This is a genomic window from Geodermatophilus sp. SYSU D00742 (assembly GCF_054049935.1).
Map to the genome: position 1 here is coordinate 40,634 of NZ_JBJGYJ010000008.1, position 12,834 is coordinate 53,467.

The 12,834-nt window shown below is 75.2% G+C and carries 12 protein-coding genes; 9 read left to right on the top strand and 3 right to left on the bottom strand.

Annotation, left to right across the window (positions count from 1 at the left end; all coding sequences use genetic code 11):
• The first annotated feature begins 9 nt into the window (after positions 1-9).
• The 4 genes from ACI78V_RS07780 (at position 10) to ACI78V_RS07795 (ending at position 3,273) form a co-directional block, all read left to right on the top strand.
• On the top strand, positions 10-1,098 hold the full coding sequence (locus ACI78V_RS07780) for an ABC transporter permease (RefSeq protein WP_456850262.1): 1,089 nt from the start codon (positions 10-12) through the stop codon (positions 1,096-1,098).
• The gene (locus tag ACI78V_RS07785; protein ID WP_456850263.1) at positions 1,095-2,024 is read left to right on the top strand and encodes an ABC transporter permease; all 930 of its coding nucleotides are present in this window, start codon (positions 1,095-1,097) and stop codon (positions 2,022-2,024) included. The genes ACI78V_RS07780 and ACI78V_RS07785 overlap by 4 nt, the downstream gene beginning before the upstream one ends.
• A 120-nt stretch (positions 2,025-2,144) precedes the next feature.
• Positions 2,145-2,327 (top strand): hypothetical protein, encoded by a 183-nt coding sequence (locus tag ACI78V_RS07790; RefSeq protein ID WP_456850264.1) that lies wholly within the window; start codon positions 2,145-2,147, stop codon positions 2,325-2,327.
• A 133-nt stretch (positions 2,328-2,460) separates the two neighbouring features.
• A complete protein-coding gene (locus ACI78V_RS07795; RefSeq protein WP_456850265.1) occupies positions 2,461-3,273 on the top strand; it encodes an SDR family oxidoreductase in 813 nt (270 codons plus the stop codon).
• 3 nt (positions 3,274-3,276) lie between these two features.
• Here the strand turns inward: ACI78V_RS07795 and ACI78V_RS07800 are convergent, their stop codons facing one another.
• The 3 genes from ACI78V_RS07800 to ACI78V_RS07810 form a co-directional block, all read right to left on the bottom strand.
• Positions 3,277-4,677, bottom strand: a complete 1,401-nt coding sequence (locus ACI78V_RS07800) for an FAD-dependent oxidoreductase (protein ID WP_456850266.1) — start codon at positions 4,675-4,677, stop codon at positions 3,277-3,279.
• Between the two features lie 84 nt (positions 4,678-4,761).
• The gene (locus ACI78V_RS07805; protein WP_456850267.1) at positions 4,762-5,694 is read right to left on the bottom strand and encodes a GGDEF domain-containing protein; all 933 of its coding nucleotides are present in this window, start codon (positions 5,692-5,694) and stop codon (positions 4,762-4,764) included.
• 126 nt (positions 5,695-5,820) lie between these two features.
• On the bottom strand, positions 5,821-6,771 hold the full coding sequence (locus tag ACI78V_RS07810) for a S1C family serine protease (RefSeq protein ID WP_456850268.1): 951 nt from the start codon (positions 6,769-6,771) through the stop codon (positions 5,821-5,823).
• 104 nt (positions 6,772-6,875) lie between these two features.
• Between ACI78V_RS07810 and ACI78V_RS07815 the strand changes: the two genes are divergently transcribed.
• From ACI78V_RS07815 to ACI78V_RS07835, 5 genes are read left to right on the top strand one after another with little or no spacing between them, the layout of a single operon-like run.
• Positions 6,876-8,849: an alpha-amylase family protein gene (locus tag ACI78V_RS07815; protein ID WP_456850269.1), complete on the top strand. Its 1,974-nt coding sequence runs from the start codon at positions 6,876-6,878 to the stop codon at positions 8,847-8,849.
• Positions 8,846-10,027, top strand: coding sequence for a carboxylate-amine ligase (locus ACI78V_RS07820; RefSeq protein WP_456850270.1), 1,182 nt, complete (start codon positions 8,846-8,848; stop codon positions 10,025-10,027). Before ACI78V_RS07815 ends, ACI78V_RS07820 begins: the two co-directional genes overlap by 4 nt.
• 41 nt (positions 10,028-10,068) lie before the next feature.
• Entirely contained in the window at positions 10,069-10,860 is a 792-nt protein-coding gene (locus ACI78V_RS07825; protein WP_456850271.1) for an SDR family NAD(P)-dependent oxidoreductase, read from the top strand.
• A 4-nt stretch (positions 10,861-10,864) separates the two neighbouring features.
• Complete coding sequence (locus tag ACI78V_RS07830; RefSeq protein ID WP_456850272.1) at positions 10,865-12,151, top strand: erythromycin esterase family protein; 1,287 nt, start codon at positions 10,865-10,867, stop codon at positions 12,149-12,151.
• Entirely contained in the window at positions 12,151-12,834 is a 684-nt protein-coding gene (locus ACI78V_RS07835; RefSeq protein WP_456850273.1) for an alpha/beta hydrolase, read from the top strand. Before ACI78V_RS07830 ends, ACI78V_RS07835 begins: the two co-directional genes overlap by 1 nt.

The following is a 12,834-nucleotide window of genomic DNA, read 5'->3' on the forward strand; positions in this document are numbered from 1 at the left end:
GGGCCCGGCATGAGCACCCCCACCGTCCCGGTGCAGACCGACGCACCACCTGTCCCGCTGCACGGCGGCCTGCGGGTGCTGCGGGACCTGCTGCCCTACGTGCTCGCCCTGGTCCTGGCCTTCGTGGTCTCCGGGGTGGTCATGGCGGTGCTCGGGTACGACGCGTTCGGCGCGTTCACCACGATCCTGTCGACGTCGTTCAAGACGACGTTCGGCTTCACCGAGACCCTCACCAAGTGGGTCACCGTCGTCCTGCTGGCGCTGGCGTTCACCATCCCGCTGGCCGTGGGGCGGTTCAACATCGGCGGCGAGGGCCAGCTGCTCGTCGGCGGCACCGCCGCGGCCGGCGTCGGCATCGTCTACGCGGACCTGCCGGCGGCGGTGCTGCTGCCGCTCGTGCTGGTCGCCGGCGTGCTCGCCGGGCTGGTGTGGGCGGGCATCGCCGCGCTGCTCATGGGCCGGTTCGGGGTCAACGAGATCCTCAGCACGGTGCTGCTGAACTTCGTCTCCTTCCAGGTGCTCGACTACGCCGCCACCGAGGTGTGGGCCGACCCGGCCGCCGGCGTCGCGGCCACCCAGACGGTCGGGGAGCCGGCCGAGCTGCCGGTGCTGGGCGGCCCGCCCGGCGTGCACGCCGGCATCCTGCTGGCACTGGTGGTGAGCCTGGCGAGCATCGTCGTCACCCGGCGGACGGCGGCCGGCTTCGAGCTCCGTGCCGCGGGCACCAACCCGCGGGCAGCGGCCATCAACGGCATCCGCGTCGGCCGCGTGGCGGTGGTCGCCCTCGTGGTCGGCGGCGCGCTGGCCGGGCTGGCCGGTGCCATCGAGGTCTCGGGCGTCCACGGCCGGGCGATCGAGGGCATGCAGGCCAACTACCTGCTGCTGGGCATCATCGTCGGGCTCATCGCCCGGGGGAACGCGCTGTGGGTGCCCGTCGTTGCCTTCGGGATCTCGATCCTGGAGGTCGGCGCGAGCTCCATGCAGCGCACGGTCGGGGTGCCGGCCGAGATGGTCCTCATCATCGAGGCCCTGATCCTGATCTTCCTGCTCCTGTCCGACGTCATCGCCGGGCGACTCGCGCGGAGGGCCGCGGCATGACCGAGTTCGAGACCCTGGCCCAGCTCACCGTGATCGCCACGGTGCCCTACCTGCTGGCCTCGCTCGGCACGATGCTGGGCGGGCTGGCCGGCGTCTTCAGCGTGTCGCAGGAGGGCGTCATGGTGCTGGGCGCCTCGGTGGGCTTCCTCGTCAGCTACGGCGTCGGCAGCAACACGGTCGGCATCCTCTGCGCCGCGGCCGTGGGCGCGTTGTTCGGGCTCGTGCTCGGCTGGGCGACGACGTCCCTGCGACTGGACCAGTTCGTCATCGGCCTCGCGCTGTTCTTCGCTGCGACCGGACTGGCGGGGCTGCTGTTCCGCGTGGTCGTCGGGGAGACGGGGTCGCAGCCGCTGATCCAGACGCTGCCCCGGCTGGAGATCCCGCTGCTGAGCCAGATCCCGGTGCTCGGCACCGTGCTGTTCTCGCACAACGTGCTGGTCTACCTCGCCGCGCTGGTCGCCGTCGGGCTGTACGTCTTCCTGTACCGCACCCGCGCCGGCCTGGACCTCCGTGCGGTGGGGGAGAACCCCAAGGCGGCCGACAGCCTCGGCATCGCGGTGGCGCGCACGCGCATCTGGACGGCGACCGCCGGGGGTGCGCTCATGGCCGTGGCGGGCGCCTACCTGCCGATGGTCTTCACCGGGACGTTCACCGAGGGGATCATCGGCGGCCGCGGCTGGCTGGCCATCGCGCTGACCTTCTTCGGCGGGTGGCGTCCGCAGTTCATCGCCGCGGGTGCGCTGTTCTTCGCCGCGATGGACGTCATCGCACTGCGGGCCGAGGTGGGCGACGTCGGCATCCCGAGCCAGGTGCTGCTCGTGGTGCCGTACGTGGCGACCCTGCTGGTGATGATCTTCGCGTTCCGCTGGGCGCGGGTGCCGGCGTTCCTGGGTCGCAACTACGACCGGGAGAGCCGTACCGCCTGAGCCCGACGTCCGGCCCGGCCACCCTCCCGGTGCGCCGGGCCGGACCGGCGGGGAGTGTCGTACCCCCGGCCTAGCGTGCGAGGCGTTCCAGCACAGAGGGAGCGTCCCGGGGAGGCCGCCATGACCCGCACCGTCACCGACCTCGACGACCTCGACCTGGCGATCGCCGTCGCCTCCATCGCCCTCGGCGTGGCCCGCAGCGCGGAGGCGCACTGCCCGTCGGCGGAGAACGCCCGGCTGGTCGAGGAGGCCCGGGCGTCGGTGGACGCGCTGCTCGACGAGCGCCTCGCCACCGCCGCCTGACCCGCCGTGCCCGGCGTGTGCCCACCGGACCGGGGAGCGTGAGCGCCGCACCGGGTCCTGGGCCCGTGCCCACACGCCCGTCGCGGTCGCCCCGCGCGCTGCGGCCCGAGCCGGCTGTTCCTAGCCTCGGGCCATGAGCGAGAGCGCGAGCACGTCCAGGGTCGCCATCATCACCGGTTCCGAGTCCGGCATCGGCCGGGCGACCGCGGTCGCGCTCGCGCAGGCGGGCTGCGACGTCGGCGTCACCTGGTACCGCGAGGAGGCCGCCGCGGAGGCGACCGCCGAGGAGGTCCGGGGCCTGGGCCGGCGGGCCGAGGTCCGGCACCTCGACCTCACCCGGCTGCCCGGGGCCGCCGACGTCGTCGACGACCTGGCCGAGGCCCTCGGCGGGGTCGACGTCCTGGTGAACGACGCCGGCACCGGCCACATGTCGACCGTCCTCGACACCGACTTCGCCACCTGGCGCGAGGTGCTGGCCACCGACCTCGACGGCGCGTTCCTCTGCCTGCAGCGGGCCGCGCGCCGGATGGTGGCCGCCGGCCGCGGCGGGCGGATCGTCAACATCACCAGCGTGCACGAGCACCAGCCCCGGGTCGGGGCGGCCGCCTACTGCGCGGCCAAGGGCGGCCTCGGCCTGCTCACCCGGGTGGCCGCGATCGAGCTGGCCGAGCACGGCATCACCGTCAACGCCGTCGCCCCCGGCGAGATCGCCACCCCGATGACCGGCCAGGAGGACGAGGACCCGACCGCGCCCGGGCACGAGCGCCCCGGTGTCCCGCTCCGGCGTCCCGGCGACGCCCGCGAGGTCGCCGCCGTCGTCGCCTTCCTCGCCTCGCCGGCGGCCGGGTACGTCACCGGCGCCTCGTGGGCCGTGGACGGCGGCATGCTGCAGATGGGCCCGATGGCCGGTTCACACATGGACGGCGACGACTGGCGCCGCCCCTGACGCTCACCCGGCGAGCAGGTCCATCAGCTGTCGCCGGTCCGGGCCCGGCGCCGGCGGGGGCGGTGGCGCGTCCGCGTACCGCGAGAGCCGCTCCTGCATGCCGGGCCGTGACAGCACCTCCTGCGGGAGCGCGAGACAGGTGACGATCTCCACGAGTCCCCGGAACACGTCGGCATCGTGCATGGCGGCGGTGGTCAACAGCAGCTGCCGGGGGTCGGGAGGCGGGGGTTCCTGGCCCTGACGGAGGGCGTCCATCTCGGCGATGCGCGCCCGGTCGGCGGCGATCTGGTTGCGGTAGAACGGGGTGACCTGCCGCTCGGTGGTCGTGTCGAAGGCGCGCACCAGGCCACCGGGGTCGTCGAGGTGGTCACGGACCGCGGCGCGGAGCACCTGGGCGTGCACCGAGCCGACCGACAGGCCCCGGCCCGCGGAGGGGTTGGTGCAGGCCCACGCGTCGCCCACGGCGACGAAGCCGGTCACCACCGGCTCGTCGTCGAGGACGAAGCGGCGGTAGCAGTCGAGGACGCCGGCCATCGCCAGCACGTCGGTGATCGGCCGTCCGTCCAGCCAGTGGGCCTGGAGCGGGCAGGCGGCCACCACCCGGGTGAACGCGGCCGGGTCGCGGAGCGCCTTGAGCGCGGCGTCGCGGGTCGCGGAGAACACCGTCACCGACCAGGTGTCGTTGTCCCCGGGGAGGGTGAGCAGCGAGACGCTGCCCAGAGGCACGAGCGCGCGGCCGATCCGCCGCGGCCGTTCCGGGCCGGTGAAGTACCGCGTGTAGTAGACGAAACCGCTGTCCTCGCGCTCCAGGTACGGAGGACGAGCGCCGACCTCGGCCAGCCAGTCCGCGCTCGGCGTCCGGCGTCCCATCGCGTCGACGACCAGGTCGGCGTGGATCTCGTCCCCGGCCGACGTGCGCACGCCCGCCGCGTGGGGGACGCCGGGCAGCGCGGAGGGACCGGGCAGCAGGCCGGTGGCCCGGACGCCGCGGCGCACGGCGACGCCGGGGTGCTCCCGGCCGGCTGTCGCGACGGTCGCCTCGATCACGGGGCGCCGGCCGGTCACAAAGCGGATCCGCTCGTCGTCCTCCCGCGGGGTGCGGTCGTCGATCGACGGGGGGAGCGGGTCGAGGTAGTCCTCCCACGTGCACCCGGCCGCCAGCAGCCGGTCGGTCAAGCCGGGCAGCTCGGCGTCGGCGACTGCCCGGAACCGGGAGAACAGGTTGTGCGGCTGGCGGAACTGGGCGACGCCCGTGCGGCGCCAGTCGTCCCAGGCGTCGACCGGCGTCTCCGGCGGATCGCGGGGATCGGCCTCCAGGACGGTCACCTCGTGGCCGTCGTCGGCGAGCATCATCGCCGTCGACAGGCCGATGACGCCTCCGCCACAGACCACGATCGCTGCCATGCCGGCCTCCCAGGACGGACCCGGCCACCGTCTCCCGCAGGCGGCGGGATCGACAGGGCCGGAGGGCCCCGAGCCGGGGCTGCCTCAGGCGGAGCGGCGGCTGCGCCGCTTGTGCCGGTAGAGGTCCGCGTCGGCGCGCAGGAGGAGCTCCGAGAGGGTGTCGCCGGGGCCCGCGGTCGCCGTGCCGGCCGACCAGGACGCCGGGTGGCTGGCCTGCAGGCGGGCGATGAGCTCGGCGGCAGAGCCGGCATCGGTCGAGGGGAGGCACAGCACGAACTCGTCACCGCCGTAGCGGCCGAGGAGGTCGGCGGTGCGCAGTTCGCTGCTCCATGCCCTGGCCAGCGACTGCAGCAGGGCGTCGCCGGCGCTGTGCCCCTCCTCGTCGTTGACGGTCTTGAACCCGTCGAGGTCGAGGACGGCGATCGTCAGCGGCTCGTCGGTGCGCTGGGCGTGGGCCAGGCTCCGCTCGGCGCCGGCCACCCACGCGCGCCGGTTGGCCAGCCCGGTGAGCGGGTCGGTGCCGGCGGCCCGGTGCAGCGTCGCGGAGATCCGGGTCTGGGCCTCCACGAGGGCGGCGACGGTGACCATGGTGGTCAGCCACGGCAGGACGATGCCCGACGGCGCGGCCGCGACCGCGCCGGTGGTGGTGACCACCAGCAGGTACAGCGCGTGCGCGCGGGCGGCGTTGCGCGGCAGGTAGTGGGCCGTGTAGACGGCGAGCGCGACCATCGACGGGCCCAGCCCGACGACGCCCACGGCGGTCACCGACCGCCACGCCAGGACGGCGATGAGGGTGGCCATGACCGCCACCGCGAGGTGCACCTCAGCGGCGCCCAGGCGCCGGCGGCCGAACCACAGCAGACCCGAGCCCCCGCACCCGACGGCGGCGAGCGCCCAGAGCAGCCCGACCGGTGTCTCGGTGGTCAGCGGGTGCACCGCACCCAGGAGGCACAGCACGCCGCTGACCCCGTACAGCAACGACAGCAGAGCCGTCCCCACCGGTCGGTCCGCGAGCATGTCAGTCCCCCGTTCGTCCCGGTCAGCATCGGCGCGGACGGTGACGTTCCGCAGTGCGACGGCAGGACGTGCCCCGATCGGGGGAGACCGGCGGGCACCCGGCCGGGGGACCGGGGCCGCCGGAGGTCACCCGCCGGTGAGCTCGGTGGGCACCGTGACCACGTCGACCATCGCCCCGCGCCGGGAGACGGTGACCGGCAGCGGCTGCCCGATGGCGTCCTCGAACAACAGTCGCTGCAGGCTCTGCGCCTCCGCGACAGGACGGCGGCCGGCCTCGAGCACCAGGTCGCCGGCCTTGAGTCCGGCCCGGTCGGCGGGGGAGCCGGGGACGACGTCGACGATCCGCAGCCCCCGCCGGCGTCCCGTCCGCTCGGCCAGCGGAGCCGGCAGGGGCGCGGGGGTGCTGACCAGGCCCAGGTAGGCCCGGCGCACCCGGCCGTCCCGGACCAGCGCACCGACGATCCGCCGGGTGGTGTCGTTCACCGGCACCGCCAGACCCAGGCCCCAGCCCGCGACGGCGGTGTTGATCCCCACGACGCGGCCCGCGGAGTCGGCCAGCGCGCCGCCGGAGTTGCCGGGGTTGAGCGCGGCGTCGGTCTGGATCACGTCCTCGACCACGCGCGCGGTCCGCCCGTCGCGGGTGGGCAGCGACCGGCCCAGCCCGCTCACCACCCCCGCGGTCACCGAGCCGGCCAGTCCCAGCGGATTGCCCACCGCGACGACGAGCTGGCCCACGCGCAGCTCGGTGGCGTCGCCCAGCTCCGCCGGGGGAGGGGTCGCCGTCCGGGCGCGGACCACGGCGAGGTCGGACAGCGGATCGGCGCCGACGACGTCGACGTCGGCCTCGCTCCCGTCGGCGAACACCGCCCGGCCGTGCCGGGCGCCGCCGACGACGTGGGCGTTGGTGAGCAGGAGTCCGTCCCCGGGGACGACGACCGCGGAGCCCGCGCCGCCGCGGCCGCCGGGCGCGGTGACCTGCAGGGCCGCCACGTGCGGGGTGAGCTCGGCGGCGACGGCGGTGACGATGCGGGAGTAGGCGTCGAGCGCCGCGGTGTCGGGATCGGGGGCCAGGGACATGTGGCCACCTCCTTGCTTACGCGATTACAGCTCCAGTGAACTCCTCCGCGGGGTCGTTCCGCAGCGGTCATGCCGTGGGCGGACAGCGCCCCGATACTGGGCCGGTGACGGTCTCGGCGGCCGCGCGCCGGGAGGCGGCGGAGCAGGCGTGGGCGGGGCTGCGGCCCCGGGTGGGGCAGGACGCGGTCGCGGCGCTGGGGGAGGCCGGGGCCGACGCGTTCCTCGCCCGCGCCGACCTGGCGGTGTACGACGTCCACGAACCCCTGGCGATCCTCTACGGGCCGGCGGCCGACGAGCTGTTCGCGCGCTCGCTGCGCGTCGTCCTCGCCGCCGCGGCGGAGCGGCCCGAGCCGCTGCGCCGGCTGGACCGGCGGCGGGAGATCGACCCCGCGTGGTTCCAGCGCGCCGGGGTGCAGGGCTACGTCTGCTACGTCGACCGCTTCTGCGGCACGCTGGACCGGCTGCCCGGGCACCTGGACCACCTGGCCGAGCTCGGCACCACCTACCTGCACCTCATGCCACTGCTGCGGCCGCGTCAGGGCGAGAACGACGGCGGGTACGCCGTCGCCGACTACCGGTCGGTCGACCCCCGGCTGGGGACCATGGCCGACCTCGAGGCGGTCGCCGCGGCCCTGCACGAGCGCGACATGAGCCTGTGCATCGACCTCGTGCTCAACCACACCGCGCGGGAGCACCCCTGGGCGCAGGCCTGGCTGGCCGGCGACCCCGCCCGCGCCGGCTTCTACACGGCCTTCCCCGACCGCACGATGCCCGACGCGTACGACGCGACGATCCCCGCGGTCTTCCCCGACCGGGCGCCGGGCTCGTTCAGCTGGGTGCCCGAGGCCTGCGGCGGGGCCGGCGGCTGGGTGTGGACGACGTTCTGGCCGTACCAGTGGGACCTCGACTACACCAACCCCGAGGTCACCCTCGCGATGCTCGGCGAGATCGTCTGGCTGGCCAACCGCGGGGTCGACGTCTTCCGCATGGACGCCGTGCCGTTCATGTGGAAGCGGCTGGGCACCAACTGCCAGAACCAGCCGGAGGGGCACAGCCTCCTGCAGCTGCTGCACGCGCTGACCCGGGTGGCCGCCCCCGCCGTGGTGTTCAAGGCCGAGGCGATCGTGTCGCCCGACGACCTGGTGCCCTACCTCGGCGGCCACGACCGCTTCCGGCCCGAGTGCGAGCTGGCCTACCACAACCAGCTCATGGTGCTGCTGTGGAGCAGCCTGGCCACCCGGGACGCGCGGCTGGCCCGCACCGCGCTGCGCCGGATGCAGCCCATCCCGCCGACCTCGACGTGGTGCACCTACGTGCGCGGGCACGACGACATCGGGTGGGCGGTCGCCGACGAGGACGCCGCGGCGATCGGCGTCGACGGCTCCGGCCACCGACGCTTCCTCAACGACTTCTACTCCGGCCGCTTCCCCGGGTCGTTCGCCCGCGGCGCGCTGTTCCAGGAGAACGAGGCGACCGGCGACGCCCGGGTGTCGGGGTCGGCGGCCTCGCTGTGCGGCATCGAGGCCGCGCTGGAGGCCGGCGACGACGCCGCGCTCGACGCCGGGATCCGCCGGCTGGTGCTCCTGTACTCGGTGGCCTACGCCTTCGGGGGGATCCCGCTGCTGTACATGGGCGACGAGCTCGCGCAGCGCAACGACACCGGCTACCTCGACGACCCCGCGCGGGCGCCGGACAACCGCTGGATGCACCGCCCGCCCATGGACTGGGCCGCCGCCGCGCGCCGCGACGACCCGGCCACGCTCGAGGGGTGCGTGTTCGCGGCCCTGCGCCGGCTCGGCGAGGTGCGGCGCTCGCTGCTGGCGCTGCGCGGCGGCGTCGAGTCGGTCGTGCTGGACGCCGGCGACGACGCGGTGCTGGCCTGGTCGAGGCGGCATCCGCGCAGCGGCACCTTCGTGGGGTTGGCGAACTTCTCCCCGGAGCCGCGGACCGTGGACGCCGACACCGTCACCGGGTTCGGCACCTTCGACCAGGTGCACGGCAGCGACGGTCCGCTGCAGGTGGTCGAGGGCCGGTTGGTGGTCCCCGGCCTCGGCTTCGCCTGGTTCGCCGAGCCGTGACCGGCCCGGGGGGCCAGGAGACCGCCGCGCCCGCCCACCCGGCGCCCGCCCACCCGACACCGGCGGGGGCGACCGTCGGCGTCGAGGAGGAGTTCCACCTCGTCGACCCGGACACCTACGCCCTCGCCCCGGCGCCGGAGGTCGCCGCCGCGGCCCTGGCCGGGACGGCCGGTGCCCACGTCCACGCCGAGATCGCCACCACGCAGCTGGAGACGGCGACCGGCGTCTGCACCACCCTCGCCGGCCTGCGGGACGAACTGGCCGCGACCCGCGCCGAGGCCGCGGCGGCCGCCGCCCGTGCCGGGGTCCTGGTCCTGGCCGCCTCCACCCACCCGTTCGGCTCCTGGCGTGACCAGCCGATGACCCCCGAGGCGCGGTACGACGAGATGGTCCGCCGCTGGGCCGTCCTCGCCCGCCAGCAGGACATCTGCGGCTGTCACGTGCACGTCGGCGTCCCGGACCTGGACACGGCGGTGGCCGTGATCGACCGGGCCCGGCCGTACCTCCCGGTGCTGCTGGCGATGACCGGCAGCTCGCCGTTCCACGACGGCGTGGACACCGGCTACGAGAGCTTCCGCACCCCGTGGTGGTCGCGCTGGCCGAACTCCGGGCCGCCCGAGCACCTGGGCACTGCCCAGCGCTACCTCGCGCTCGTCGAGGCCATGGTGCGCGGCGGCGTCATCGGCGACGGCCGGCACCTGTACTGGGACCTGCGTCCCTCGACCCGCTACCCCACGGTCGAGTTCCGCCTCGCCGACGTGTGCACCTCGCTCGACGACGCCGTCCTGCACGCGGGCCTGGCCCGCTCACTGGTGCGGGTGCTGGCCGGCCGGGCCGAGCGCGGCGAGCCCTTCCCCGAGGTGCGCCCGGAGCTGCTCCGCGCCGCGCGCTGGCGGGCGGCCAAGGACGGCCTCACCGGGGAGCTGTTCGACCCCGCGCGCGGCGAACCGGTGCCGGCACGGGCCGCCGTCGACGCGTTCGTCGCCGAGCTCGCCGACGACCTGCGGGCGCACGGCGAGGAGGACGAGGTGGCCACCCTGCTCGACCGGCTGTGGGCGCGTGGCACCTCCGCCGTCCGCCAGCGGCGCACGTGGGAGCGCACCGGTGACCTGCGCGCGGTGGCGGCCGGGGTCGTGCGCGAGGGCGCCGCCGGAGGCGGTGCCGCGGCCGGCTCCTGAGCGCATGAGTGGCCGCGGGGTGCCCGGGTACCGGCACGCCCATGACCGAACCCCGACCCCTCGCCCTCGTGACCGGAGCGTCCAGCGGGATCGGCCTGGAGCTGGCGAGGCAGTTCGCCGGCGCGGGCTTCGACCTCATCGTCAACGCGGAGGACGCCGAGCTGACCACCGCCGCCCAGCAGCTGCGCGAGAGCGGGACGACGGTCCAGGCGGTGCAGGCCGACCTGCGCACCGCCACCGGGGTCGAGGCGCTCTGGGCCACGGCACAGGCCGCCGGGCGGCCGGTCGCGGCCGCCGCGCTCAACGCCGGCGTCGGCAAGGGCGGGGCCTTCGTCGACAACCCGATCGAGGACGAGCTGGCCATCATCGACCTCAACGTCACCTCGACCGTCCGCCTGGCCAAGCTGGTGCTGCGCGACATGGTCGCCCGCGGCGAGGGCCGGGTGCTGTTCACCTCCTCGATCGCCTCGACGATGCCCGGGCCCTACCAGGCGGTCTACAACGCCTCGAAGTCCTTCGTGCAGTCGTTCGCCGAGGCGCTGGCCACCGAGCTCCGCGACACCGGGGTCACCGTGACGTCGCTGATGCCCGGCCCCACCGACACCGAGTTCTTCGAGCGCGGAGACCTGCTGGACACCAAGCTCGGCCAGGGCCCCAAGGACGATCCCGCCCAGGTGGCCGAGCAGGGCTTCAAGGCCCTCATGAAGGGCGAGGAGAAGGTGGTCGCCGGCTCGCTGCTGACCAAGGCGCAGGCCGCGGCGAACGCGGTGCTGCCGGACAAGCTGAAGTCCGCCGGCCACGCGAAGATGGCCGAGCCCGGGAGCGCGGAGTAGCCCGGTGGTCCAGGACCTCCGCGGGCTGGCCCGCCCGCTGCGGGACCCCTCGGATCTCGACCCGCTGCTCGAGCGGGTGGGGGACGCGCGGATCGTGGCCGTCGGCGAGGCCAGCCACGGCACGCACGAGTACTACGCGTGGCGGGCGGCGCTGACCCGCCGGCTGGTCGAGGAGCGTGGCTTCGGCCTGGTCGCGGTCGAGGGCGACTGGCCCGACTGCTACCGGGTCAACCGCAGCGTCAAGCTCCGCCCCGGGGCCGACGAGGACCCCCGCGACACCCTGGACACCTTCGCGCGCTGGCCGACGTGGATGTGGGCCAACGACGACGTCGTCGACTTCTGCCGCTGGCTGCGCGGGGTGAACGCGACCCGCCCGGAGGACCAGCGGGTCGGGTTCTACGGCCTCGACGTCTACAGCCTCTGGGACTCGATGCACGAGCTGGTCGGCTGGCTGCGCGAGCACGAGCCCGAGCACGTGGCGAAGGCGACGCAGGCGCTGGCCTGCTTCGAGCCCTTCGGTGAGGACGGCGCCGAGTACGCCTTCGCCGCCCGCTTCGCGCCCACCACGTACGAGCAGACGGTCGTCGAGCTGCTGCAGCACCTGTGCGAGGAACGCGGCCGGCAGGCGCCCGCCGGCGATCCCGAGGCCCACCTGTCCGCCGAGATGAACGCCGCGGTCGTGGCCGGGGCCGAGCGCTACTACCGGGCGATGGTCGGCGGCCGGGCGGAGTCGTGGAACGTCCGCGACGTGCACATGGCCGACACCCTCGACCGCCTCCTGGAGCACACCGGCGGGAAGGCCGTCGTCTGGGAGCACAACACCCACGTCGGCGACGCCCGGGCCACCGACATGGCCGGTGCCGGGATGGTGAACGTCGGGCAGCTGCTGCGCGAGCGGCACGGCACCGACGACGTCGTCCTCGTGGGGTTCGGGAGCCACCGAGGTGGTGTCATCGCCGGCTCGGAGTGGGGCGCGCAGATGCAACGGATGGAGGTGCCCCCGGCCCGGGCCGGCAGCCTGGAGGCGCTGCTGCACCAGGAGCTGGGGGAGGACGCGCTGCTGGTCTGGTCGCCGGGCGGACCGCTCCCGGCAGCACTGGACCGGCGGCTGGACCACCGGGCCATCGGGGTGGTCTACCGGCCCGAGCGCGAGCGGTGGGGCAACTACGTGCCCACCGTGCTCGGGCAGCGCTACGACGCGTTCCTGTACCTGGACACCAGCCGGGCCCTGGACCCGCTGCACCTCGAGCGCCCCGGCGAGCACGTGCCGCCGGCCGCACACGCGGTCTGATGGCCGGCGTGCGCCGCGCCGCGGACGGCCGGCTGGACAGCAGGCCCGTGGCCCGGCCGGCGGCGAGGGCGTACCCGGAGGGCGTCCGCACGCTGGACCTGGGCCCGCACGCGGAGGCGCGGCTCGTCGTCCCCGCCGGTGACCACCGCCCCAGACCGCTGCTGGTGTTCTTCCACGGCGCCGGCGGGACGTCGGCCCAGAGCCTCGCCGCCGTCGGCGACCTCGCCGCCGCGCGGGGGGCGCTGGTGCTGGCCCCGTCGTCGGTCGCCGCCACCTGGGACCTCATCGCCGGGGGCCTCGGTCGCGACGTCGCCGTGCTGGACGCCGCGCTCGAGCAGGTCTTCGCGCGACACCCGGTCACCGGGGTGGCGGTCGCCGGTTTCTCCGACGGCGCCTCCTACGCGCTGTCCCTCGGGCTGGCCAACGGCGACCTCGTCGACGCCGTCCTGGCCTTCTCCCCGGGCTTCGTCGCCGCCCCCGCGCACCGGGGCACCCCGCGCATCTGGATCTCCCACGGCACCGGCGACCGCGTGCTCCCGGTCGACCGCTGCGGCCGGCGGGTCTCCCGGGAGCTGTCCGCCGCGGGGTACGACGTCACCTACGAGGAGTTCGACGGCGGCCACGTCGTGACCCCCGACCTGGTGACCGCCGCCCTCGGCTGCTGGCTCGGTCCCCCGGGGTGA

Coding starts and splice junctions, on each gene's coding strand:
- ACI78V_RS07780 (WP_456850262.1), top strand. CDS start 10: ATGAGCACCCCCACCGTCCCGGTGCAGACCGACGCACCACCTGTCCCG.
- ACI78V_RS07785 (WP_456850263.1), top strand. CDS start 1,095: ATGACCGAGTTCGAGACCCTGGCCCAGCTCACCGTGATCGCCACGGTG.
- ACI78V_RS07790 (WP_456850264.1), top strand. CDS start 2,145: ATGACCCGCACCGTCACCGACCTCGACGACCTCGACCTGGCGATCGCC.
- ACI78V_RS07795 (WP_456850265.1), top strand. CDS start 2,461: ATGAGCGAGAGCGCGAGCACGTCCAGGGTCGCCATCATCACCGGTTCC.
- ACI78V_RS07800 (WP_456850266.1), bottom strand. CDS start 4,677: ATGGCAGCGATCGTGGTCTGTGGCGGAGGCGTCATCGGCCTGTCGACG.
- ACI78V_RS07805 (WP_456850267.1), bottom strand. CDS start 5,694: ATGCTCGCGGACCGACCGGTGGGGACGGCTCTGCTGTCGTTGCTGTAC.
- ACI78V_RS07810 (WP_456850268.1), bottom strand. CDS start 6,771: ATGTCCCTGGCCCCCGATCCCGACACCGCGGCGCTCGACGCCTACTCC.
- ACI78V_RS07825 (WP_456850271.1), top strand. CDS start 10,069: ATGACCGAACCCCGACCCCTCGCCCTCGTGACCGGAGCGTCCAGCGGG.
- ACI78V_RS07835 (WP_456850273.1), top strand. CDS start 12,151: ATGGCCGGCGTGCGCCGCGCCGCGGACGGCCGGCTGGACAGCAGGCCC.